General features: G+C 39.5%; 28 protein-coding genes and 2 riboswitches. Of the genes, 21 read left to right on the top strand and 7 right to left on the bottom strand.

The window, feature by feature from the left end; genetic code table 11:
- The first annotated feature begins 28 nt into the window (after positions 1 to 28).
- The 7 genes from CIL03_RS05500 to CIL03_RS05470 all read left to right on the top strand — a co-directional run bounded on the left by CIL03_RS05500 (position 29) and on the right by CIL03_RS05470 (position 4261).
- On the top strand, positions 29 to 400 hold the full coding sequence (locus tag CIL03_RS05500) for a hypothetical protein (RefSeq protein WP_094884305.1): 372 nt from the start codon (positions 29 to 31) through the stop codon (positions 398 to 400).
- Positions 387 to 911: an RNA polymerase sigma factor gene (locus CIL03_RS05495; RefSeq protein ID WP_094884304.1), complete on the top strand. Its 525-nt coding sequence runs from the start codon at positions 387 to 389 to the stop codon at positions 909 to 911. Before CIL03_RS05500 ends, CIL03_RS05495 begins: the two co-directional genes overlap by 14 nt.
- Entirely contained in the window at positions 908 to 1144 is a 237-nt protein-coding gene (locus CIL03_RS05490) for a hypothetical protein (protein WP_094884303.1), read from the top strand. Before CIL03_RS05495 ends, CIL03_RS05490 begins: the two co-directional genes overlap by 4 nt.
- 137 nt (positions 1145 to 1281) lie before the next feature.
- A complete protein-coding gene (locus CIL03_RS05485; RefSeq protein ID WP_094884302.1) occupies positions 1282 to 1644 on the top strand; it encodes a DUF1801 domain-containing protein in 363 nt (120 codons plus the stop codon).
- 368 nt (positions 1645 to 2012) lie between these two features.
- Positions 2013 to 2534, top strand: a complete 522-nt coding sequence (gene ectA / locus CIL03_RS05480; protein ID WP_094884301.1) for a diaminobutyrate acetyltransferase — start codon at positions 2013 to 2015, stop codon at positions 2532 to 2534.
- A gap of 43 nt (positions 2535 to 2577) precedes the next feature.
- A complete protein-coding gene (gene ectB, locus CIL03_RS05475; protein WP_094884487.1) occupies positions 2578 to 3822 on the top strand; it encodes a diaminobutyrate--2-oxoglutarate transaminase in 1245 nt (414 codons plus the stop codon).
- 52 nt (positions 3823 to 3874) lie between these two features.
- Positions 3875 to 4261, top strand: coding sequence for an ectoine synthase (locus CIL03_RS05470; RefSeq protein ID WP_094884300.1), 387 nt, complete (start codon positions 3875 to 3877; stop codon positions 4259 to 4261).
- A gap of 208 nt (positions 4262 to 4469) precedes the next feature.
- Here CIL03_RS05470 and CIL03_RS05465 read toward each other — a convergent pair whose 3' ends face one another.
- The gene (locus CIL03_RS05465) at positions 4470 to 4922 is read right to left on the bottom strand and encodes an OsmC family protein (RefSeq protein ID WP_094884299.1); all 453 of its coding nucleotides are present in this window, start codon (positions 4920 to 4922) and stop codon (positions 4470 to 4472) included.
- Positions 4923 to 5006: 84 nt separating this feature from the next.
- Positions 5007 to 5130, bottom strand: a riboswitch (SAM riboswitch).
- A gap of 315 nt (positions 5131 to 5445) precedes the next feature.
- Here CIL03_RS05465 and CIL03_RS20330 point away from each other — a divergent pair.
- From CIL03_RS20330 to CIL03_RS05445, 4 genes are all read left to right on the top strand, one after another.
- Positions 5446 to 5742, top strand: a complete 297-nt coding sequence (locus CIL03_RS20330; protein ID WP_094884298.1) for a helix-turn-helix domain-containing protein — start codon at positions 5446 to 5448, stop codon at positions 5740 to 5742.
- On the top strand, positions 5667 to 6473 hold the full coding sequence (locus tag CIL03_RS05455) for an RNA-guided endonuclease InsQ/TnpB family protein (RefSeq protein ID WP_165767897.1): 807 nt from the start codon (positions 5667 to 5669) through the stop codon (positions 6471 to 6473). The genes CIL03_RS20330 and CIL03_RS05455 overlap by 76 nt, the downstream gene beginning before the upstream one ends.
- Positions 6454 to 6570, top strand: coding sequence for a zinc ribbon domain-containing protein (locus CIL03_RS20360; RefSeq protein ID WP_094884485.1), 117 nt, complete (start codon positions 6454 to 6456; stop codon positions 6568 to 6570). The genes CIL03_RS05455 and CIL03_RS20360 overlap by 20 nt, the downstream gene beginning before the upstream one ends.
- A 135-nt stretch (positions 6571 to 6705) precedes the next feature.
- Positions 6706 to 8355 (top strand): efflux RND transporter permease subunit, encoded by a 1650-nt coding sequence (locus tag CIL03_RS05445; protein WP_094884296.1) that lies wholly within the window; start codon positions 6706 to 6708, stop codon positions 8353 to 8355.
- A gap of 183 nt (positions 8356 to 8538) precedes the next feature.
- On the opposite strand, the gene CIL03_RS05440 is transcribed toward CIL03_RS05445, so the two are convergent.
- Positions 8539 to 8958 carry a hypothetical protein gene (locus CIL03_RS05440; protein WP_094884295.1) on the bottom strand — a complete coding sequence of 140 codons (420 nt, stop codon included), beginning with the start codon at positions 8956 to 8958 and terminating at the stop codon, positions 8539 to 8541.
- Positions 8959 to 9176: 218 nt separating this feature from the next.
- Here CIL03_RS05440 and CIL03_RS05435 point away from each other — a divergent pair, with 218 nt between their 5' ends.
- Together CIL03_RS05435 and CIL03_RS05430 are read left to right on the top strand one after the other, a co-directional pair.
- On the top strand, positions 9177 to 10019 hold the full coding sequence (locus CIL03_RS05435) for an aldo/keto reductase (RefSeq protein WP_094884294.1): 843 nt from the start codon (positions 9177 to 9179) through the stop codon (positions 10017 to 10019).
- Positions 10020 to 10261: 242 nt separating this feature from the next.
- On the top strand, positions 10262 to 11191 hold the full coding sequence (locus CIL03_RS05430; protein WP_240507997.1) for a thermonuclease family protein: 930 nt from the start codon (positions 10262 to 10264) through the stop codon (positions 11189 to 11191).
- A 116-nt stretch (positions 11192 to 11307) separates the two neighbouring features.
- On the opposite strand, the gene CIL03_RS05425 is transcribed toward CIL03_RS05430, so the two are convergent.
- Positions 11308 to 11799, bottom strand: a complete 492-nt coding sequence (locus CIL03_RS05425) for a helix-turn-helix domain-containing protein (protein WP_094884293.1) — start codon at positions 11797 to 11799, stop codon at positions 11308 to 11310.
- Between the two features lie 171 nt (positions 11800 to 11970).
- Here CIL03_RS05425 and CIL03_RS05420 point away from each other — a divergent pair, with 171 nt between their 5' ends.
- The 3 genes from CIL03_RS05420 (at position 11971) to CIL03_RS05410 (ending at position 15232) form a co-directional block, all read left to right on the top strand.
- Positions 11971 to 12405, top strand: a complete 435-nt coding sequence (locus CIL03_RS05420) for a VWA domain-containing protein (RefSeq protein ID WP_240507996.1) — start codon at positions 11971 to 11973, stop codon at positions 12403 to 12405.
- Between the two features lie 148 nt (positions 12406 to 12553).
- Positions 12554 to 14137, top strand: a complete 1584-nt coding sequence (locus CIL03_RS05415; protein WP_094884292.1) for a BCCT family transporter — start codon at positions 12554 to 12556, stop codon at positions 14135 to 14137.
- A gap of 156 nt (positions 14138 to 14293) precedes the next feature.
- Positions 14294 to 15232, top strand: a complete 939-nt coding sequence (locus tag CIL03_RS05410; protein ID WP_094884291.1) for a hypothetical protein — start codon at positions 14294 to 14296, stop codon at positions 15230 to 15232.
- 258 nt (positions 15233 to 15490) lie between these two features.
- On the opposite strand, the gene CIL03_RS05405 is transcribed toward CIL03_RS05410, so the two are convergent.
- Entirely contained in the window at positions 15491 to 15868 is a 378-nt protein-coding gene (locus CIL03_RS05405; RefSeq protein WP_094884290.1) for an SLAP domain-containing protein, read from the bottom strand.
- 124 nt (positions 15869 to 15992) lie between these two features.
- Between CIL03_RS05405 and CIL03_RS05400 the strand changes: the two genes are divergently transcribed.
- Complete coding sequence (locus tag CIL03_RS05400) at positions 15993 to 16661, top strand: reverse transcriptase-like protein (RefSeq protein ID WP_094884289.1); 669 nt, start codon at positions 15993 to 15995, stop codon at positions 16659 to 16661.
- 236 nt (positions 16662 to 16897) lie between these two features.
- Here the strand turns inward: CIL03_RS05400 and CIL03_RS05395 are convergent, their stop codons facing one another.
- Complete coding sequence (locus CIL03_RS05395) at positions 16898 to 17572, bottom strand: uracil-DNA glycosylase (protein WP_094884288.1); 675 nt, start codon at positions 17570 to 17572, stop codon at positions 16898 to 16900.
- A gap of 120 nt (positions 17573 to 17692) precedes the next feature.
- Here CIL03_RS05395 and sspO point away from each other — a divergent pair, with 120 nt between their 5' ends.
- Positions 17693 to 17836, top strand: a complete 144-nt coding sequence (gene sspO, locus CIL03_RS05390) for a small acid-soluble spore protein O (RefSeq protein WP_094884287.1) — start codon at positions 17693 to 17695, stop codon at positions 17834 to 17836.
- A gap of 96 nt (positions 17837 to 17932) precedes the next feature.
- Positions 17933 to 18111, top strand: a riboswitch (Lysine riboswitch).
- Positions 18112 to 18212: 101 nt separating this feature from the next.
- Positions 18213 to 19106 (top strand): 4-hydroxy-tetrahydrodipicolinate synthase, encoded by an 894-nt coding sequence (dapA, locus tag CIL03_RS05385; RefSeq protein ID WP_094884286.1) that lies wholly within the window; start codon positions 18213 to 18215, stop codon positions 19104 to 19106.
- Between the two features lie 51 nt (positions 19107 to 19157).
- Here dapA and CIL03_RS05380 read toward each other — a convergent pair whose 3' ends face one another.
- Positions 19158 to 19730 (bottom strand): sigma-70 family RNA polymerase sigma factor, encoded by a 573-nt coding sequence (locus CIL03_RS05380; RefSeq protein WP_094884481.1) that lies wholly within the window; start codon positions 19728 to 19730, stop codon positions 19158 to 19160.
- Between the two features lie 163 nt (positions 19731 to 19893).
- On the opposite strand from CIL03_RS05380, the gene CIL03_RS05375 reads away from it, so the two are divergent.
- On the top strand, positions 19894 to 20109 hold the full coding sequence (locus tag CIL03_RS05375) for a hypothetical protein (RefSeq protein WP_094884285.1): 216 nt from the start codon (positions 19894 to 19896) through the stop codon (positions 20107 to 20109).
- 2 nt (positions 20110 to 20111) lie between these two features.
- Positions 20112 to 20438 (top strand): YolD-like family protein, encoded by a 327-nt coding sequence (locus CIL03_RS05370; RefSeq protein WP_094884284.1) that lies wholly within the window; start codon positions 20112 to 20114, stop codon positions 20436 to 20438.
- Positions 20439 to 20599: 161 nt separating this feature from the next.
- Here CIL03_RS05370 and CIL03_RS05365 read toward each other — a convergent pair whose 3' ends face one another.
- Positions 20600 to 22090: a glycine betaine uptake BCCT transporter gene (locus CIL03_RS05365; RefSeq protein ID WP_094884283.1), complete on the bottom strand. Its 1491-nt coding sequence runs from the start codon at positions 22088 to 22090 to the stop codon at positions 20600 to 20602.
- Between the last annotated feature and the right edge of the window lie 98 nt (positions 22091 to 22188).

Genomic DNA, 22188 nt, shown 5'->3' with positions numbered 1-22188 from the left:
ATAAAAGGATGAAAGGAGTCGGTGACAAATGGCTTTAGGCTGGTTAATCAGTACGATTGTAGGGGCTGTTCTTGGAACGACATTTGCATTGCTGATTATGACAATGAATAAAAAGGTTGTTCGGGACAAAAAAGGAGACATTAATTTTAGTAAATCAGATATTTATTTCCACTGGACGAGATGGGATTATGTAATCATAATAGCGGCTGTTTACACATTTTTGTGTATTTCAGGTCTTTTGTTATTTCTGCTTCGGGGCGATAATATTGACAGTCCATGGATCCAATTCTTCATTCATCAAACCTTTATATTTTCATTACTCACATCTGTTTGGTTCATTACAAGAATCGCGTTTGTTTTTAAAGGTATAAAAGAGCGGTGGTCCGATGAATTTAAATAAAGAAACGCTGTCTGCAGATGTTAATAAACGAGAGAATTATTCATTAGAACAATTATTTGCTGCTTATAAAACTCCAATCTATCAGTTTGTCTATCGGTATTGCCAGGATGAACAATTAAGTATTGATATCGTGCAGGATACTTTTGTCAGATTTCACAAATATCAGGAACACTTTGATGCGCAAAAGTCCGGTATGAAAACCTATTTATTCCGTATGGCTTATCAGCTCATGATAAATAGGCTGAAAAGACGAAGCCGCATGAAAAAAATACTGCCTTTCTTATACCAGCAAAGTCAACGAGAAGGATTATCACATGAGGATAGACTTACTGTTCAAGAAGCAATCCAGCAGCTTCCAGACGAACAGCGTGCGGTTATATTATTGACCTATTATCATGATTTGGCACAAAAGGATATTTCTAAAATTCTTGAGATCCCGATAGGTACTGTGAAATCACGGCTCCATGCTTCACATAAAAAATTAAAGGTTTCATTGGAGGGTAATGAATGAGTAGAAAAGAGATTCCAAATGAGCTTCAGAATAGGTTGGAGGAATTTCAGGTGGAAGTGCCGGAATTTCCGGCTAAAAAAAATAAGTCAGAACGAATAGCAAACTGGATTTATGCTCCTGCAAAGAATCCACTTGAAGTGTTGTCTATTAATGGGAATTCCATCACTCGACTTGTAGTGTACCCATTAATTTTTATATTTGCTTTTCTGGTTACACCTATTTTCCTTCTTTGAGGTTTACAGTAATAGAAACGGATGGTGAAAATGAAAAATTTATTCTTTGGAGAGTTATTATTACCCTGATGATTTTAATGCAATAATAAAGAAAAGCTGATAATGAACTAATTACATATGCAAAGGGGTGTCAGTAAATGGAACCAAATAAAAGTCAAAAAGTAGATCAGTATGTTGAAACATTACCAGAGAACATTCGGGAAATAACAACAAACTTGCGTGGCATTATCTTTGTGGCATCTGATAATATCATGGAAGAAATGAAGTGGGGGATGCCATCCTATAATAAAAGCGGTAATGTTTGTTACCTGCAGCCATCCAAAAAACACGTTAATTTAGGGTTTTATTCGGGAGCAAGTCTTAACGACAAAGATAATCTTCTTGAAGGCACAGGCAAAAAAATGCGTCATATTCGAATTAAAAAATTAGAAGAAATACAATCGGAAAAGTTTAAAGCATTAATTCAAGAAGCTATTGAACTGGAAGCTGAACAACATTAGTGCTCAATTATTATTATTTTTCCATAATAAATTGTTTAAATTAGTTCGTGATAGTAAAAGCCTTTAATTAGATATTCTATTGAAGAAGCCGTATCAGTCAAAAATGATACGGTTTCTTCTTGTCTTTACCCCGTGAATTTCACCAATTCTTATAAAAAACCAATTAATTCTTACTATTTGCTAGCTTTTAATAGACAATGGCATTCATATTGTTCTCATTCTGTCTCATCAAGAATAATCACGCTATTCCACACTTTATCCTTTTTGACGTAATTTATGCTTATGTTAATCTTATATAGTATGTTTATTTATTAATTTTCAATAAGTTACCAGGGGGTGAGAGAATCAACACTAGCGGAACCAGTGAAATGACATTACCAACTGATATAAAAACAGATTATCATTTTCGTAAGCCGACTAAAGAAGATGGAGCAGCTGTTTGGGAGCTGATTAAAGGTACAAATGTACTTGATCTTAATTCGTCCTATAGTTATCTAATGTGGTGTGAAATCTTTTCTGACACGTCTATTGTGGTAGAGAGAGAAGGGGACACGGTTGGATTTATTTCCGGGTTTATCAATCCGAATAGTCCGAATGCGCTATTCATATGGCAGGTTGCTGTAAATGCATCCGAGCGTGGAAGAGGCTTGGGAACCAGAATGTTGCGTCAGCTGCTGAATCGCAGAGCATGTGAAGACGTTCAATATGTGGAAGCTACGGTTTCTCCATCAAATAAACCGTCAAAGTCATTATTCAAAGGTCTTGCGAAAAAGCTTGACACCAATTGTCATATCAGTGATTACTTCACTTCAGAAGACTTTCCGAGTGAAGGACATGAAGATGAATTACTGTTTAAGATTGGACCAATTGAAGAAGAAAATAAAAGGTAAAAGGATGATTTAGTTGACAACGGCTGTATTGCACGATACGAAAATGAGAACCTTTGAAGAGCTTGAATCTGCTGTAAGGAGCTACAGTAGAGGCTGGCCGACTGTTTTTACGAAAGCAAAAGGCTATAAGCTATGGGATACTGATGAAAAAGAATACATTGATTTCTTTGCTGGGGCAGGTACATTAAATTACGGTCATAATGACAATGCTATGCAGCAAAAAATGATTGAATATATCCAAAGTGACGGCATTATTCATAGCCTCGATATGGGTACAACTCCAAGAAAGGATTTCCTTGAACGCTTCAAAGAAGTGATCTTAACACCACGTAATCTTGATTATAAAATTATGTTTCCAGGACCAACTGGCACGAATACAGTAGAAAGTGCACTTAAAATTGCAAGAAAGGTAACCGGACGTGAAACGGTAATCAGTTTTACGAATGCCTTTCATGGGATGACAATTGGTTCACTTTCTGTTACAGGTAATTCCTTTAAACGCCGTGGTGCTGGTATTCCACTTCATCACTCGGTTTCTATGCCATTTGATAATTATGTGGATGGGCATGATTCCATTGTATACCTGGAGCGGTTTTTGGAGGATAGCGGCAGTGGTGTTGCATTGCCAGCTGCAATTATTCTTGAAACTGTTCAAGGTGAAGGTGGTATTAATGCTGCTCGCATGGATTGGCTGAAAAAAGTAGAGGAGCTGTGCAAGCGATGGGATATTTTGCTGATTATTGATGATGTGCAGGCGGGAAATGGCCGTACTGGTACATTCTTCAGCTTTGAACCTGCTGGAATAGATCCAGATATCGTTTGCCTTTCCAAGTCTATTGGGGGTATTGGCCTGCCAATGGCTATTACGCTAATCAAACCGGAGCATGACATATGGGGACCAGGTGAGCACAATGGGACCTTCCGCGGAAATAATTTAGCATTTATCACTGCTGCCGAAGCTCTGAAAAATTGGGAAAATGATGAGTTCAGTAAAGCAGTACAAGAAAAAGGAGATTTCCTGAAAAAAGCTGTAGAAATGCTGATTGAAAAATACCCTGAATTAAACGGAGAAGCCAGGGGCAGAGGTTTAATGCAGGGAATTGCAATAGGGAAAGAAGGATTGGCTAGTGATATCTGTGCCGAAGCATTCAAACGTGGTCTGATTGTTGAAACTTCTGGTCCGGATGATGAAGTTGTTAAATTCCTGCCACCACTAATCATTGATGAAGAGGGTCTGGAAAAAGGATTGCAGTTATTAGAAGACAGCATTCAGCACGTCCTTAATTAATCATTAAATACATCAACTAAATATATAGGATAATCTGAGAGGGGAAATAGAAATGATCGTAAAATCATTAGAAGATATTGCTGGAACAGAGGACGAAACTTCTGCTGAAAATTGGGCGAGCCGTCGATTTATTTTGAAAAAGGATGGCGTTGGCTTTAGTATGAATGATACTATTATTAAAGCGGGAACAGATAATTTCTTTTGGTATAAAAACCATATTGAAGCTGTTTATTGCATCGAAGGTGAAGGAGAAATCGAAAAGGTGGAAACTGGTGATGTATACCAGATCAAACCTGGTACGATGTATCTTTTAAATGAAAATGACAAACACCGTCTTCGTGCCCGCACGCAAATGCGGATGGTATGTGTATTCAATCCGCCGCTTGTGGGAACTGAAACTCATAACGAAGAAGGTTATTACCCACTTTTAACTGAATAAAATGATAAAAAAAACACCTGATTGGAGGCTTTCACTCCTGTCAGGTGTTTTTTATTCAAAGAGGACGTTCAAAAACTCACCAAATTATAAGCGGGAATCTCGCCGAATGCTTGTTTCTGAGAAAGAGATGCACATGCGTCCTCAGTAATTTGCTCAATTTAGGTGAAAGCCGTATCAGTCAATGTAATACGGCCTTGTTGTCTCTTTTCTATCTAACTGGGTTCTCGATCACAAATCCTTCTGAAACAACTTCTACTGTGTTGGCAATTGTATCACCGACAGGACAGTGTTTTTCAATAAATGCCACAAATTCTTTCACTCTCTCTTCAGGTGCATTGGTCTCGATATGGTAGGTATAGCGGATGATTGAAAAGCCTGGACGGACATCGCTTTTGCCCAGAAATCCGTCAAGGTCCAGATCACCTTCCAACTCTACAGAAAACGCATCCAATTGGATATCGAATTTTTCCGCATAGGTACGTGCAACGATGGACTGGCAGGCGCCGAGACCGGAAAGAAGTACCTCTACTGGATTCATCCCTTTGTCTGTACCACCAAGATTTTCCGGTTCGTCAATGATCAGTCGATGCCCCCTTGTCTCTGTTTCCACTAATACATTTTCCTTAAGTGTTGCATTTGCCTTAACAGTTTGTACTGCCATTTGTAACCCTCTCCTTTTTATATGGTTACACAAAAAACCCTTCTCCATAGTAGGGAAGGGCGGTAATTTATATATCACGTCCCCTTCCCATCTTCGGAATGCATCCATTCCTCTGAAATTGGCACCGTGTCTCAAAAGGAAAGCTTCCTTTTCAGGACCGGTTGCCGAGAGTTCATAGGGTCAGTCCCTCCCTCTCTCTGGATAAGAAGTAGTTATTTATGTAATTATTATTAACCCTATCAGAATTTATGGAATTGTCAATGGCTTATTGGATAAATTATTTTTGGCCAGATTTGATAAAGAATCTTCAACTTTTATGGAGAATGTATGGACCTAAGCAGGAATGTATTTCGATCTTTGATAAGCAGACATACTTTTTAACAGCTTTTCGAAAGAAGTCTCCCTCTTCAAGCATGTGAAGGGTGTAACCCATGGTAAGGGGGAGATGAATTTCGATTTGCGGTCGCAAAATGCTTGATTATTACAAACGTTTGTTCTAAAATATAAGCAAGAGGTGAAGTTGATGCTGCTGAATCAAAAATATGAAATTTTTCCTTCAAACGAACAAAGGGAAACCTTGGATACCTGGCTTTCTTATTGCCGTCAAGCCTATAATTCAGCTCTTTTAGATAAACAACGGAAATACGAAGAAACCAAGGAATCGTACAGCCGATTTGCAATGCAAACCCAACTGAAACGGGATAAACTGTCCTGGACCTACCTAAAAGAGATGCCTCCCAGCCATTGCAGGAAGTTTTCCGTCGTCTTGACAATGCATTTATTAAATTCTTCCGAAAAGAAGCACGCTACCCGAAGCTAAAGAAATACAAAGACTACAACAGCATGACCTTCCCGCAATTCGGCCACAAACCAAACTCACATCATCGCTACGCAGCATCTTTTGCCACAAATGAAAATTTACAGCTTTCCAAATTAGGCCAAATACCAATACACTTACATCGTCCGATAGATGGAACCATCAAACAACTGATTATCAAACGGCAAGGAACACGCTGGTATGCTATTTTTTGTGTCGAGAGGCAAGTATGCCCAGCACCTATCAACAGAGACCTTGCAGTTGGAATCGATATTGGATTGAATAAATATGCCGTTTTATCTGATGGCAGCTATCGTGAAAACCCAAGATTTCTTCGTCAAACAGAAAAGAAATTGAAAAGAGCACAGCAGAAACTATCCCGTCTGAAGCGAGGATCGGCCAACTATATGAAACAAGTCACCAAAATTCACAAACTCCATGAAAAAGTATTCAATCAACGCAGAGATTTCCTACATAAATTTAGCTTCAACCTGGCCAAAGAGTATTCGGTTATTGCAGTGGAAGACTTGAATATTCGTCAATTGGTAAAAAACAAACGATTATCCAAATCTATTTCCGATGCAGGCTGGGGGATGTTTCGCAGTATGCTTTCCTATAAATGTGGAAGAAATGGCGGAATACTAATCAAAGTCAATCCAGAATTCACAACACAGGATTGTTCGAAATGCGGTAATCGTGTAAAAAAATTTATCGATTCGCACTCATATTTGTAAAGGTTGCGGAACGATCCTTGACCGTGACTATAACGCCAGCTTGAATATTCTGCGGAGGGGACTGGAACAATTGGACGAGTTGCAAATAATAATCTAGTATCAAAGTGACTGTAGGGCAAGGTTGTGTCCGATCAGTATAAACAAAGCCTGTGGAGATCGTGTAAGACATCTTGGAGACCCCAAGATGCATTGGTCTGTGAAACAGGAAGCCCCATCTTCAAGCATTTGAAAAATGATAAGGTGGGGTCATTCACTAAGTTCGGTGATCGTTGCGTTTACGCTGATACCAAGCCTTGCCGAGAAATTTATGAAGGTAAGAAAGCGGAAGAAGAAAAAGGGAATTGGCAATTGGGTTTTGGCAATCTATGAAGGGATGGTCGGCTGGATTATCGAGAAGAAAAGACGCAGCCTTGGAATAATTATGGTATTTGCTGCCTTATTCGTCCTTTCACTCGCACTTATCCCGAAAATTCCAATGAATACAATGCCGGAAATGTTCCAGCGGTATACAGAAATTTTGGTTGAGGTTGATAATGGAATAGCCTCTGATAAAAAAGAAGAATTAGCTATAATGATTGATCAAGAGCTTGGGTCGGTTGAGGATATTGCCTCTAATTATGTACTTGATCAGGGTGATTATTTAATCGCTATCATCAACATGACCAAGGGGGATGAAATTCAACGGGAGCAAAAAGAAGTAACGGAAGAGAGCATGAATAAATTGCGTGGTCTGCAGGATAGTGAACCGATTCGCAGTGTCCAGAGCGCGATGGCTGGAGCTGCTGGCTATCCGGTCCAGCTGCAAATTAGTGGTTCTGATTTTGAAGAGCTGGAGAAGATTACGGAGAATGTTGCGGAAAAGCTGAAGACAATTGACGGAATCGTCGCGGTTACAACAGATATGGACCATACATCAGAAGTGGAGAATATTTCTCTAAAAACAGATGCAATTGATGATGCGGGTCTTTCCCCAATGGAAATCAGGTCATGGCTGGAGCAGGCTATGTTAGAGATGCCACTTGGGGAATTGAGTACTGCTGATGAACAGAAAATTCCTATCAATGCGATATGGAATGATAAAATAGATACAAAACAAGCGATACTTGATTTGGAGATACCAACGTTGGATGGGGAAAAGAAGCTGTCTTCTTTTATGGAATTCGAGATGGAAAAGGTACCTGGAGAGATTTCACATAAGGGTGGAGAAAGATATGTATCTGTATTTGCGGATATAGAAGAAAAAGATTTGGGTACGATAAACCGCGAAGTGCAGGATATTGTTAAAGAAGTGGAGACACCTGCAGGTTATAACGTTGGATTTGGTGGGGATTTGGAAGTACAGCAGGAGCTGTTAACCGATTTGGCCTTTGTGTTTATCATCTCATTGTTTCTAGTATATTTTGTTATGGCCGTCCAATTCAATCATTTTGGCCAGCCATTGATAGTCATGGCTATTATTCCGGTAACATTAATTGGTGTGGTGCTTGGTCTTTTCATTACACAGATGGAACTTAACATCATGTCCGGAATGGGGATTATTATGCTGATTGGAATTGTGTTGAACAACGCAATTTTACTTCTTGATCGGACAAATCAGCTGCTCCGGGCAGGAAAGCCAGTGAAGCAAGCACTTATTGAATCAGGCACGGACAGGATTCGGCCAATTTTCATGACGACATTTACAACGGCTGGTGGGATGCTTCCATTGGCACTTGCATCTGGTCAATCAGCCAATTATCAGGCTCCGCTTTCCACTGTGATTATATCAGGATTGCTCTTTTCAACTTTGATTACGCTGGTGCTTATACCAGCAGTGTTTCGATTGTTTTCCAGGAAATCGAAAAAAGAGAAGAGATATGAGAGAGTAGAAGAAACAGCATAGGTTGGAGGAATGGGGATGACTCGTTTGGGTCGTCCTTTTGTTATGTGTTTTTGCTTGAACATCTCCTGCAGCTTCAAAAATTTAGTCGTGTTGCCATGATTTTGAGAAAGATATCTTCAATTTTCTAATCGTTTTCTGCAGTCATTGCTTTTTGTAAGGTTTGATGGACGGTTCTCACGTATTTCATACCCACTTTTTCACTAAAAGTCCAACAACGATTCCAAACAATGTATGGCCTGCTGTCCAGTAGAACCATGCTGCCACGTCGTTATAAGCGGGAGGTGTTCCGGTTAGGGCGCTGAGGAAAAACAGAACACCACCTCCGATCGTATAAGTCACTACATATGGCAGCACGTTTCGTTTCAAGGCGAGTGGCTTTAAGAAATAAAATAAGACGACGACACTGACAATGCAGGTGATGAAATGAAAAAGAAGTCCAGCTCCGAGAATTTCGTCCCACATTTTCAATAATGGAATATAATCCATGTTGTACAACAAAATGGATGCTGGATTTCCGGTTAACAGCCGGACAATTTTCAAGGAAACTGCAAGTACAGTGCCTGCTATGATGCCTATCAAAACCAGTTTGCTGAAATTCCACATTTTATCACCCGCTTTCGTGTATATTTTTGACTTTCCCTATGATTTTGAAAATAAACTGATTGAGAAGAGGTTGACCAATGGAGAAATATCCGTTCAACCGGTCAGATATCCGTCCGAGACTGAGAATATCCGTGTTCATCCGGGGAAGTCAATCTAATTGAATCCTTCATCCCTTCAATGATAACCTAATAACATCATAGTTGGAGGGGTGATTGTAATTGAATTTATCCATACCGGAAATTACGTTAAATGATGGAACTACACTTCCTGCGATTGGTTTTGGTACCTACAATTTAAATGGAAATGCAGGGGTGAATGCGTTGACGAGTGCAATTGATACTGGATATCGGTTGCTGGATACTGCTTATAATTATGAAAATGAAGGTACAGTAGGGGAGGCTGTCCGGAGGAGTTCCATTCCGAGGGAGCAGCTTAAGATTACATCCAAATTGCCTGGTCGCTATCAGGAATATGATCTTGCTGTAACTGCGATTCAGGAATCTTTATTTCGTGCAGGTTTGGATTATTATGATCTATATCTGATTCATTGGCCAAATCCGAAGCAGGACCATTATGCAGAAGCATGGCAGGCACTGATTGATGCACGAAAATGGGGACTTATCCGGTCTATCGGAGTTTGTAATTTCCTTCCGGAGCATTTGGAACGTCTTGAAAAGGAAACAGGTGTAAAACCAAGTATTAATCAAGTTGAGCTGCATCCATTTTTTAATCAGGAGGAGCGGCGGAAATGGCATCAGGAAAATGACATTCAGACACAATCCTGGAGTCCGCTTGTTAGGGCAAATGAGGTTATGGAGAATGAAACATTAACAAAAATGGCGGAACATCATCAAAAGACAGTTTCACAGGTTATTCTTCGCTGGCATCATCAGCTTGGATCGATTCCTATTCCAAAATCATCCTCCTCCAAACGCCAGCTGGAAAACATCTCTATTTTCGACTTTTTCCTGGATGAAACTGAAATGACTCAGATTTCAGCATTGTCCAGAGCAGATGGGAGAATGAAAGATCAGGATCCTGCTATATATGAAGAGTTTTAATTAAACAGTAAAACTGGGGCGGTTCCTTGCATCGAGGAATCGCCTCTATTTTTCTGGTATAATTACATTTATTCGGTCTCGAGTTAGTTTCGTTCGATCTGAAGCTAGTCTTAATTAATCAAAAACCTATTTTGTCCATTTTCGTGCTGAAATTTGCTAAACAACCTATTTTAAACACACTACAAAATCTCCTGCCAGCCTAGAGATTTACTATTTTCATATTTTTAGGAGGAAGACATCACGTGAAAAAACGATGGGAACAAGTTTCCAGGTCTTGCAGTAATACAACCTGGAAAAAAGTACGAATTAACCAATTTAACAGAAAGCTAGCATTACTTGTTTTTATTGCCTCAATTATTCTGACAGCCTGCACTGCTGAATCTGGAGGCAGTAATCAAGCTGAACAGGAAAATGACCAGAAGGCGGAAGAATCTACTGAAAATAATAAAGATAAAAACGCAGGTGTTACGAAAAAAGAAAAGCCTTCCAGCCAATCAAATGAAGCAGTTCATGCTGAAAGTGCACAGGTTGCAAGAGTAGTAGATGGCGACACCATTAAAGTGACGGTGAACGGAAAAGAAGAGACGGTTCGCATGCTGCTTGTGGATACACCGGAGACGAAGCACCCATCAAAGCCAGTGCAGCCATTCGGTCCGGAGGCGAGCAGTTTTGCAAAGAATAAGCTTTCAGGCAAACAGGTGGAACTCGAGTATGATGGACCAAAATATGATAAGTATGAGAGGCTGCTTGCGTATGTGTGGGTGGATGGAAAAATGTTCAACCAACTGCTCCTGGAAGAAGGGTTGGCACGCCTTGCCTATGTATATGATCCTCCTTATACTCATTTCAAGGAATATATGAAAGCTCAAAATCGTGCCAAAACTGCGGAAATGGGAATCTGGAGTAAAGATGGCTATGTAAGAGATGAAGGGTTTTACTATCAGAATAAATCTGTCTCAAATGGAAGCAGTTCATCTAGTGAAAAGAATACTGCAGATTCTGCATGCAGTGGGTTATTATATGATCCAAATGGGCCTGATCGGGATTGCAGTGATTTTGATACCCAGCAGCAGGCACAGGACTTTTTTGAAGCGGCCGGGGGTCCTGCAAATGATCCTCATCGATTGGATGGTAATGACAATGACGGAAAAGTATGTGAAACATTACCGTAAGCTGCTTCCCATATTCTATTACTAAGATGTGCCTTTTTCTCTATAAAAAAGAAAACCGTTAATTTTGGCAGTAATGCACTTTTCTTTGTACAATTCTCAAACACAGAAAAATCTCTTCACAGGCTGATTAATGGTTTCAAATCAAATTGATCCAATGCCTGATTCACATAATCAATATCATAAATTTCCTGTTCCAGGCAAAATTGAATAATCAAATCGAACGTATCATTATTTGATAAGGAGAAACCGGCAGAGTGTAAAAGCTTTTCGGTTTCTTTTTTATTGAGTTTCAGAGCAATGCTAAGTGAAACAGCGGATGACTTGCTTATCCTATAGGCAGGATTTGTTCGTATTTTAGAAAAATGCTTCCGGTCGATTCCGGCTTTTTTGTAAACATCAGAATCCGTATATCCTTTGTAATCAATGAAACGGAATAATACCTCAGCAAATGAAGCACTGCGTTTAGCGGAAATATAATTTTCCAGATCCTCCTCCTTCATTATATCGGGAGAAAATACAGCTTCGGCTTCTCTTAAACTGAATTCTGTTACCGTTATGTGTTTAGATACATAGTTTTTCAGTTCCTCAAGTATGCGTTTATCAAGCATAATTCTCCCTCCAATTTTGTCGCTTCACAGGTGACCATTTCCGAGCAAAAGTCAGTTATTATTATACCATGATCAATAGAAGGAGTGACATGGAGATGAAGAGGAAACGTACAGAAATTATCTTTTTGCTTGATCGAAGCGGTTCAATGTCAGGACTTGAGAGCGATACGATTGGCGGTTTTAACGGATTTATGGAACGGTGTGAATGCAGAGGATGTGCGGCTGACAGAAAAAGAATACTTTGTTAGGGGAGTGACTGCACTGCTGGATGCAATCGGCAAAACGATTCTTGATGCAGGCAGCAGAATATCTCAGGCAAGTGAAGAAGAAATGCCGGATGAGGTGCTGTTTGTTATAACAACTGATGGACTGGAAAATTCCAGCAGTGAATTTTCATATGATAAAGTGAAAAATTTGATTGATTCTTATCAAAAAAAGCATAATTGGAAGTTCATTTTTCTGGGAGCAAATATAGATGCTTCAGTGGAAGCGAATCGTATCGGCATTGATTCCGAGGATGCCTTTGCCTTTGAGGCTTCTTCGGTGGGAGTTGCAAAAATGTATGATATGGTGCATGAGGAAATAGGAAGACGAAAGGATTTCTGATCTTAAGAATTAAATAGAGTTTCTTCTGGCTTCATTATTAAAACCTGTATTTCCCTGAAAAGCCTTAACCATAGTTTAAGCGCCTGATTTGAGTGGTACTATGGTTGTATACTCAAATATGATTATTTTAAAATGGAGGTTTCTAGGAATGCAGGGAAAGCAAAAAAACAAAATAAAGAAGAGGCTGATTGATTGGAGAATTTTTGCACCTTCTTTACTTATTATCATCGCAATCTGTATCCCTTTTTCATTGTATGAAAATAAATCCCTCGATTTACTTAACAACATCTTCAATAGTATCGTGGAAGGGTTTAGATGGGGATATATTTGGTATGCACTTATCTTGGTGGGTGCGGGTGTGTTTCTGTCTTTTTCCAAATATGGAAAGGTAGTTCTGGGAGATCCTTTGGAAAAACCAAGGTTTAACTTGTTTGAATATGCCTCAATATTGATTGCCATGGGGCTGGGATCTACAATAATGCGAACCGGTATGGTGCAGTGGGCAGTAGTTGCCGGTGATCCGCCGTTTGGTGTGGAGGCGCAGTCTGTAGAATCACTGCTATGGGGTAATTCCTATAGTATGTTTATGTGGAGTGTTCAGGTCTTTGCCATTTTTGTCATGGCAGCACCAGCGATGGGTTACATTTTGCATGTGCGCCAGACACATTTTATGCGTGTTTCCGAAGCATGCCGCGTTATTTTTGGCGACAAATTTACGGATGGCATCGGCGGTAAAATACTGGATGTTATTTTTCTGGTCAGTATTCTATCGGGAGCAGCAGTTACGTTAGGGCTTGGGGCACCTATTATCACCTATAATATTTCTGCATTATTTGATATTGAAATTACTTTTGGACTAACATTGATTGTTACGATTGTATGGGTATTTTTATTCTCAATCAGTGCATATCTTGGAATTGAAAAAGGTATAAAAAGGCTGTCCACATTTAATATGTATCTTGCTGCGGCTTTTGCACTGTTCGTCGTGATTCTCGGTCCGGGAGTATTTATACTTAATTATTTTACAGAGACCATAGGATTTTTATTTTCACATTATATTGATATATCGTTTTATACGAATTCGCTGGATCTTGAGGGTACCACACATATGGAGAGTAACACTGTATTCTGGTTTGCCTATAGTGCAACATGGGCAATGCTTCACAGTGTGTTTGCAGCGAAGATTTCCCGAGGCCGTACAATAAAAGAGATGATTTTAACCTATTTACTGGCACCAACCTTAATTTCCTGGGTGGCAACAGGGGTTCTCGGCGGTTTAGGTGTACACAGGTTTCTGACTGGTCAGGTTGATGCAGTGAATATTGTGAGCGAAGATGAAATGAAACTGATTCCTGAGGTTCTTTCTACATTGCCGTTTGCTTCTATCTTTATTGTAATGTTTATTATTGTAGCAACGATCTTTCTTACTACGACACTGGATTCAACGACATACACCATTGCATCCTACACGGGAACCGAAAATATGAGTAAAGCAGAGCCATCGAGATCATTGCGTATTATTATTGCAGCAGTCATTACCGTGCTTGCTTTACTATTGATGCGGATAGGCGGTCTAGCTCCATTGGAAGTATTATCAGGACTTATGGGAATACCAATTATTGTAATACAGTTCCTGACTATATACGCTGCTAAAAAAATGATGGATGAGGACAAGGCCTGGATAAATAATGTCCGTGAAAGAGACAGAAGGTATTCTAAGAAAAAGTTATAAAAGTTATGAGAAAGCATGGGAGCAAATCCTATGCTTTTTCTTGGGAATGAAGAGAACTTAACTGGTACAGGTTGTCTCATGTAATCCAGGTGAAACTTTTATCTGCAATCCCTCGTATTAAAAGAAGGAAATCTTTTTAAATTTAGGGGGAATTACATGGAACGAGAAATAAACGAACAGCTAGTGCAAACCAAAGAGGCAATACGCAGAAAAGCAAAGTGGGAAAAGCAAATGAAGGATTACCAGAGTGAATTATCGGAGATAGAATCGGCTATCGGAAATCTTGAAGATCAGCTTTCTGAAGAACTCAGGGATGTTAAGAAGCTGGAAGGTGTCAGCCTGACAAGTTTGTTTCAAACTTTTTTCGGTGCCAAAGAAGAAAAGCTGAGAAAAGAAAAACAAGAAGCAGCTGCAGTTCAATTGAAATTAAAGGAAGCTAGAAAAACTGAGAAGGAACTAATAGATTCTATTAACGTTCTGAAAGAAAAAGTAAATAACACAGGGGAACTTGTTAAAAAATATAATGATTTGTTATTACAAAAAGAAGCTATCATCCGGAAAAGTAATTCTTCATCTGCAAATGAACTGTTTCTTCTAGGTGATCAGGAAGGGGATACCCGGGCATACTTAATTGAGCTGAAGGAAGCTATTACGGCAGGCGAGGCAGTTAAAAGTGCCCTTGAAAAAGCAGTTAGCTCACTTGATAGTGCAGAAGGATGGGGAGCTTTGGATATGTTTGGCGGCGGGATGATTTCAGGGTTAGTCAAGCATGATCACATTGATAAATCAACTGGATTTATACATCAGGCTCAAAGCAGAATGCGAACTTTTCAAAAGGAATTACTCGATATTGATCAAGCTGCAGAAATGCATGTGGACATATCCGGAATGCTGAAATTTGCAGACTTTTTCTTTGATGGGCTGTTGACAGACTGGATGGTGCAGGGGCGTATCCAGGATTCTCTGGCACAGGTACGTGATCAGCAAGCAAAGATTGCTGGGATTATTAGAAATCTAAAAATGGAAGTGGAGAAAAATGAGGATTCTTTGGAGGAAATAGAAGTGAAAAAGGAAGCAGTGATTGTAGGCTATTAGGAAAGGGTAATTTTGATGAATTATGAAGGAACTGGCATGGGAAATTCAGTGGTGGATGAGGGGTAGGGTCATAACACTGTGGAGTTGAGAGAAAATGCCGTGAAGTTGAAAGAAAATGTGGCGAACTTGAGAGATAAGTCAGGTATTCTTCATTATCTCTTAACTTCGAGCTGTTTTTTCTCAACTTTAAGAGGTTGTCTCTCAACTTCACACTAATTTCTCTCAACTTCAGGATACTGATTCTAAAATATAAAAATCCTATGATGGAAAACTTAATTCTCCACCCTCAAACGGCTCGTTGCTGACAAAACTTCCTTTTGGAAAAATAAATGTCCAGGGCATACTTGTTTGTTTTTCAACAATGATCGGTGGCGAAAATACATGCTCTGCAAAAGTTTTATCATTAATAAAATAAGTCATTGGCTGATCCAGGAAAGAAAAATCTTCCTGACTTGTATTATGGACAAGAACAGCAACCAATAATTCTCCACGATGATTTTTAGCTTGCCAGAGGGTTGAAAACTGGATATTTCTCCCGCTATCCAAACTTACATTCTCAAAAGCAGTTTTAATTTTTTTTCGGTCCTCTTCTGCAATTGTTTTATCCCATGCAGATTGAAATTTAAGCTTTTGCATTTGACAGCTACCTTCTTTCTTATGGCTTAGTTGTACAGTTTTAATATCATACACATTGTCAGCTTATTATCAGACAGTAAAGTAGGGTAACCTACATAATGTATGTAGAAAGGAGGAACTTTAATTGAACGTCAGAATCGAGGTTATTTATCGAACACCAAAAGGGACAGAGGCCATTTTTAATTCTGAGGAAATGTGTGCCAAGCAGGCGCTGCTGCTGGCAGAGGATCTGGAACGAACCGGTCGCATGAAAAGTATAACATTTATCGATAGTCATGAAAATACATGGAGTTTAAAGGAACTAGCCAGACAAATGGAGGAAATTCAGACTGAACCTCACAACATTACTATTTATTTTGACGGTGGTTTTGATCTGAAAACTAGAAAAGCAGGACTGGGGTGCGTTGTTTATTATGAGCAAAATGGGAAGTCATTTCGGCTCAGAAAAAATGCATTAGTGGATGAGCTGGAATCCAATAATGAGGCAGAGTACGCTTCACTTCATCTTGCCGTACTGGAATTAGAAAATTTGGATGTTCATCATTTACCGGTGACATTTTCAGGTGACTCGAATGTTGTCATTAATCAGCTGAATGAAGAGTGGCCAAGTTATGAAGAAAGTCTGTCACGATGGGCGGATCGGATTGAAAACAAACTTACCCGACTTGGAATCGATGCAGAATTCAATCTGATATCCCGGAAAAATAATCAGGAAGCAGACCGACTGGCATCCCAGGCCTTGAAAGAAATTGAGATTTTAAGTACGAGTGAGGTAAGTGGTGGAGCTGGATAGAGGAGGACGGATAATTTGCTGTGGAATATCTGTGTGCTGGTAGGTGGTATCTGTCTGAGACGTGGAATATCCATGCAACCAGCAAGATATCCGTCCGAGATGAGGAATATCCATGCAACCAGCAAGATATCCGTCCGAGATGAGGAATATCCATGCAACCAGCGAGGTATCCGTCCGAGCCGAGGAACATCCGTCCATCCAGCACAAATATCCATTCAACGGCGGGAACCCCTTACCTACAACGCTCTCCAGTCAATTTCCTCCTGTCCTGATTCCTTTAAAAGCATATTTGCTTTTGAAAATGGTTTGCTTCCAAAGAATCCCCGATGGGCAGATAATGGACTTGGGTGGGGTGACTTAATGATATAGTGTTTGGATGTATCAATCAAATCTTGTTTTTTTTGTGCAGCAGCACCCCATAGAATATAAACAATTGGTTTATCCTTTTCATTCAATATCTCGATAACGCGGTTCGTGAAATTTTCCCAGCCCATTCCGCGGTGGGAATGAGCCTGCCCCTGGCGTACAGTCAGAACGGTATTTAGAAGAAGCACGCCTTGCTTTGCCCAGTTTACTAAATATCCATGATTCGGTGGCGTGCAGCTTATATCATTTTGCAGCTCCTTGAATATATTTCTAAGAGATGGCGGCTGTCCGACTTCCGGGAGTACAGAAAAGCTGAGACCGTGTGCCTGGTTTGGCCCATGATAAGGATCCTGTCCTAAAATCACAGCCTTTACCTGCTGGAATGGGGTGTAATGAAGTGCATTAAAAATATCCTGCATTTTCGGATATATAGTGCGGGAAGCATATTCATTTTTCAGAAATTCCCGAAGTTCTATGTAATAAGGCTTTGTGAATTCGTCTTCCAATAAAGGAGCCCAGTCATTCTCTAAAATTTTTTTAGCCATTCTATCAATCCTTTATTATTTTCTACTATCCTGAGGATAACATATTATAAGTTAACCTCGACACTTAAAATATACATAGAAATTCCAAACTTACACAGAATACCTTATGGAGGTGTTCCTATGGACAAAAAAGTAAAAAACAATTTCAGCGATGAACAGAAAGTAAGAAAGAACCTGTCGAAGGAATTTGATCATGAGTTTGCAAATGAGCCGCTAACTGCTGATGAGAAGTTAAATAATAAAAAAACGAAAAAAAGGCAGTAATATAAATCATTCCAGTTTTTAGCCTTGTTTTTTGTATTTAACTTTGGTAAAGTAAACATAACAAATTAATATTTTCTTATTTTAAGAATTTTTTAAAGTAAGGGTAGAGGTGCGAAAACCATCAGTACTTATGTGGAAGAGAATGAGCTCTTAAGAAACATAAGGAAAGGGGAATTTGCCGAAGTGGAAGGATGCTCATCATCCTGAACCTGGTTCTGTTATTTAATAGATGCAGAATTGTCATATAGGAAACTATATGGAGAGCTATCAAGCTGAGAACGAATTTAAATGTTCTAAAGCAGCAGCGGCTCTCACGCTGCTGCTTTTTTAATTGGCTCTCCACACCAACAAACTAAAAAAGGGTGTGAAGTTGTTTATGAATTTCGGTAATGTATTAACGGCAATGGTGACTCCATTTGATCAAAATGGAGAAGTTGATTTTCGGGCAACAGAAGGTTTAGTAAATTATTTGATAGATAACGGAACGGATGGACTCGTTATTGCAGGTACAACGGGGGAATCCCCGACTCTCTCACATGATGAGAAAATTGACCTTTTTAAAGTTGTTGTAAAAACAGTTAATGGAAGGGTGCCTGTTATTGCAGGTACAGGCTCGAATAATACAAAGGAGTCTGCAGACCTAACGAAAGAGGCAGAAGCAATTGGTGTTGATGGGGTTATGCTTGTAACACCATATTATAATAAACCTTCTCAGGAAGGAATGTTTCAGCACTTTCAAATGATTGCTCAAAGTACCTCACTGCCTGTGATGTTGTATAACATTCCAGGACGGAGTGCAGTTAATCTGGAACCAGATACGATTATTCGTCTTTCCCAGATTAAAAATATTGTCTCTGTCAAAGAAGCGAGTGGTGATCTGGATGCAGCAGCCGAAATTATCAGTAAAACTTCTGATGATTTTACCGTATACAGCGGAGATGACAGTCTGACATTGCCAATGCTGTCCATTGGCGGAACAGGTATTGTATCTGTTGCTTCCCATATTATTGGCAGTGAGATGCAGGAAATGGTTCAGCAATTTAAGAAAGGTGATGTTTCACGGGCAGCTGATCTCCATCGCGAGCATCTGCCATTGATGAAAGCATTATTTACTGCACCAAATCCGACACCGGTTAAAGCTGCACTAAACCGTGTTGGTGTACCGGTTGGAAGTGTACGCCTGCCACTTATTCCATTAAATGAAGCAGAGCGGGCATATTTGTATAAATTAATTACGGTTTCCAAGTTGAAAGAAGCTGCTGGATATTAAAAAAATATAGAAAGGAAGGGAATAAGCTATTTTGCTTGCTCCCTTCCTTTCTTATATATCCACACTCCACCCAATTTTCTCTCTAAATTCCTCTTTTCTTAATTTTGCTCGTGCTTGTTTAGCCCAGCTTTTCACAGCATCCACTGTTACACCTTCCAGGTTAGCAATATCTTTCAATGGCATTCCCTCCAGAATATAGTAATACACCCACTTCCACTGATTAGGGGTCAGATTTTCTCTTAACTGCTCCCATAAGTTATTATCAACTGGTAAAGCTTCTGAAAAATTATTTATTGGTATACTGTTTTCATTTCCCCTACGGTAGTTTCCATCATTGAACTGAGGTTTGTTTTGTGTGATGTAGTTTTCTACCTTTTCGACAGCCTTTGTTTCTTTACGAATTAGATCAATCATTCGATTCCGTATCATGAAATTAAAGTAAGTTGCCATCGGTCCTTTGTCAGGCTGATAGCTTTTATAAGCATTCCATAATGCAAATAACCCTTCCGTGTAGAAGTCCTCATTGGAATCTCGAATATGCAGCCGGTGTATATAGTAATGGATTCGTCGTTCATTTTGTTTGAAGATCTCCTCAAATGTGAATTGAAGATTCTTGTGCGTCATTTTACTGTCCCCTTTTGTATGTATATTTTTCATAAAAAAATATCCTTCTACACCTATAATCGAAAAAAGAAGAGGGAAGGGGGCATGGTTTGAAAACTTTTTTGCATAAATTATTATTTTTATGATAAAATAGGAACAGATGTTCCGTTAAGGAGGAATTATGATGCGAGGATTGCTTATTTGTTCAATGGAAACAAAACAAAAGCTTGAAATTATTTATGTCTCTGCCGAAAACCAGTTATCCCAGAGAGTCATTCGGGTTCTCAAAGTAAAAGATGAAAAAATCCTAGCATATTGTTACTCCAAACGAATGGTCAGAACGTTTACGGTTTCTGGAATATTATCGGCAGGAGCAATTAGAAAAAGGATGGGAGCATAATTATGAGTGCGAATGACAGAGGAACAATTAAATGGGTATCCCTTATGCTGCCTGAGCATGTTCAAATGCTTAATGAAATGTGGGAAGAGGATGAATATAAAGAAAAACCGATCCTCGATGAACAGAAGATAATGGAGATAGATGCCAGTCTGCAATGTGCGATTCACAATGATCTTACAGTGGCTATTAAATTTTTCGAAAATCGCAGTTACCATACAGCAAAAGGAAAGATACTTAAAATTGATTCATTAAATAAAACACTGCAATTAAGGAATCAGGAAGAAACTAAGGTATCTTTGTATAATGTTATTGATGTCTTTATTGATTAAGAGCGGGCTTAGTAAAAAATATGGTATGCCGGAAAGTGGCACTATGTCCAATTGTTATTATGTGGGTTATCCGTCTGGAATGAGAGCATCCGTTCACCCACAACAAACATCTGCCCAACAAAAAAGCCAACCAGGCAATCCTGATTGGCTTTTTCCGGAATTTACATTTTATGTTTTTTCCATTTCACTTCCTGGCCCAATGCCTTAAATAATCCGATGCTCATGAGTATCATGACAAAGGAGAAGGGCAGTGCAGCGACAATGATTGTATTCTGTATGGCCGTTAGTCCGCCGACATAGAGTAAAATCAGTGCTACTGCGGATTGGGCAATACCCCAGACAACTTTTACGTTGTTAGGTGGGGTTAATGATCCGTTTGTTGATTGCATTCCAAGTACGAATGTTGCGGAGTCAGCTGATGTAATAAAGAATGAAGCAATCAGCAAGATAGCAACAATGGACATGAATAAGCCTAAAGGTACATGATCAAACATATTGAACAGTACAAGTTCCGTTGCATATTGTGACAGATCCACGCCACTATTCTGTATATCCCCTGCAGTTGAACCGAATGCGGCAAACCAGATTGAGATGAACAGAGTCGGGATGACAATGACACCGGTTATGAATTGGCGGATTGTTCTGCCACGGGAAATACGCGCGATGAACATTCCTACAAATGGTGCCCAGGAAACCCACCATGCCCAGTAGAAGATTGTCCAGCCATCCAGCCATCCTCTGTTATCACCTTCAAGTGGTGCCGTACGGAAGCTGTTTTGCAATAAGTTCTGCAAATAAAGACCGAACGTTTCTGTAAACATATTAAGAATTAATAGTGTTGGACCAACAATGAGTATAACTATCAGCAATATGATAGCAAGTACCATGTTGGTATTGGATAAATATTTTATCCCTTTACTTAACCCTGACCATGCAGATGCTAGAAAGAGAAGTGTGACGATCACAATTATAAAAAATTGTGCCGTAAAACCAACTTCAACCCCGAATAGATGGGATAGTCCACCATTTATTTGAACTGCTCCAAAGCCGAGAGACGTAGCGACACCGAATACAGTCGCAAATACTGCGAGTACATCTACCACAACACCAAGTGGTCCATTCATTTTGTCACCAAACAGTGGTTTTAATGTTGATGAAATGAGTGCAGGTTCTTCTTTACGAAATTGGAAGTAAGCCAGTGCGAGGGCGGTAACTCCATACATTGCCCATACATGAATTCCCCAATGGAAATAAGAATAGGATAGTGCATCCTTAAATGCTGCTCCAGTTCCTTCCTCTGCCAATGGAGCATCAGAGACATAGTGGAACAATGGCTCGGCAGCACCGTAGAATACAAGCCCAATTCCCATCCCGGCGGAAAACAGCATGGCAATCCAGGAAGCCGTGGAGAAATCTGGTTTTTCATGATCCTTTCCTAAACGAATTCTTCCATATGGACTGACTGCGATAATAATACTAATGATAACCATTGCCGACATTAGCAGCATGTAATACCAGCCGAACGATGTAGCAACAAACGATTTTATATTTCCGGTTATTTCTTCAAAACGTACCGGAAATAGCGCACCTAATACTACGGCGATGATAACTAATACAAGTGTAATGTAAAAAACTTTTGAAACTCTCTTCATGAATCCCCCTTAAAAATGTTATGACATGCAAATAACATTACCAAACTATTAAAATCATTTCAATTAACATGTGTATCGCGGACAGTAAGGTTTTCAGT

Origin of the sequence: Virgibacillus indicus (genome assembly GCF_002266285.1) — a bacterium.
In the GTDB taxonomy this organism is placed as follows: Bacteria; Bacillota; Bacilli; order Bacillales; family Amphibacillaceae; genus Virgibacillus_K; species Virgibacillus_K indicus.
The sequence above is the reverse complement of the archived record's forward strand: the minus strand, read 5'-3'. Positions and strand labels throughout refer to the sequence as shown.